Raw genomic sequence first — 1,286 nt, 5'->3', positions numbered from 1 at the left:
TGACCTTGCCCTCGAAAAACGTATCCGTTACTGAGAGTGTGTAAAACTTCAGTGACGGAGGATTGAGCAATGGGTAACCCGAGGGCGCGGTACACGCTGGAATTCAAGGTTGAGGCGGTTCGCATGGTGCGTAACGGCCAGAGCCAGGCGGCGGTGGCAAAGATTCTGGGCATCAGTACGCAGACGCTAAACAGCTGGCTCAAGGCTGACGAGGCTGGCAAGCTCGCTGGCGCAGGCAAACAGGTATCGGCCGAACAGATGGAAATTGCGCGACTCAGGGCAGAGAACGCGAAGCTGCGCATGGAGCGCGACATCCTGGGAAAAGCGACGGCATACTTCGCGAAGAGGTCGGCGTGAAGTATGCCTGGATTGAGCGGCACAGCCGACAATGGCCGGTATCCGTGGCCTGTGAGGCGCTGGGTGTCAGCCCCAGTGGTTATCACAACCGCAAGGCCCGGGACGTTGATCCTGATCGGCCGCGCCGACGTATCAGCAACGATGGGTTGCTGGTCCACATCAAGGCCGTGCACGCCGAGTCCAAAGGCGAGTACGGCTGGCCGCGCGTGTGGAAAAAGCTGCTTGCGCAAGGCATTCGCGTGAGCAAGGACCGGGTTCAAGGGCTGATGAAGCTGCATGGCATCAAGGCGCGGACCAAACGCCGCTTCAAGGCGACGACCGACAGCAGGCACAACCTTCCGGTCGCACCGAACGTGCTGCAACGCGACTTCTCGCCGGCGAAGCCCGATCAGGTCTGGACGACAGACATCACATATTTGTGGACCGACGAGGGCTGGCTGTACCTGACGGTCATCCTGGACCTGTTTAGCCGCCAGGTGGTGGGCTGGTCGCTCAAGCCGCACATGCGCACGGAGCTGGTTTCTGACGCGTTGCGTATGGCGTGGTTCCGTCGTCGCCCCGAAACCGGTCTGATCGTGCATAGCGACCGTGGGAGCCAGTATTGCAGCGCCGAGTTCCAGGACCTGCTCAAGAGCTACGGCATGCAAAGCTCAATGAGTCGCCGAGCAAATTGTTGGGACAACGCACCGACCGAAAGCCTGTGGGGATCGCTGAAGCAGGCGCGCATCCACGGTCAACGCTTTGCGACGCGTCGCGAAGCGATGGACGAGGTAATCGACTGGTTGAGCTTCTACAATCATTCGCGTTTGCACTCGACGTTGAATTACGTCAGTCCGATGCAATTTGAACAAGACTGGCACGCCGCACAGCGAAAGGAAGCGGCATAATAAATGCTCGGTTAGCGGATACGAAATTCGCGGGCAACGTCA

At 59.3% G+C, this 1,286-nt stretch carries 1 protein-coding gene; it reads left to right on the top strand.

Going from position 1 to position 1,286, the window contains the following annotated elements; genetic code table 11:
* The first annotated feature begins 69 nt into the window (after positions 1–69).
* Positions 70–1,244 (top strand): IS3 family transposase gene (locus G3N94_RS41535; RefSeq protein WP_205799936.1). Its coding sequence is split into 2 segments (ribosomal slippage): positions 70–319 and positions 319–1,244, totalling 1,176 coding nucleotides; the frame shifts between segments, so codons are not numbered across the junction.
* Positions 1,245–1,286 lie beyond the last annotated feature (42 nt).

The organism is Burkholderia sp. Ac-20353 (assembly GCF_017104785.1).
GTDB lineage: Bacteria > Pseudomonadota > Gammaproteobacteria > Burkholderiales > Burkholderiaceae > Burkholderia.
This window is presented reverse-complemented; position numbering and strand designations above follow the sequence as displayed.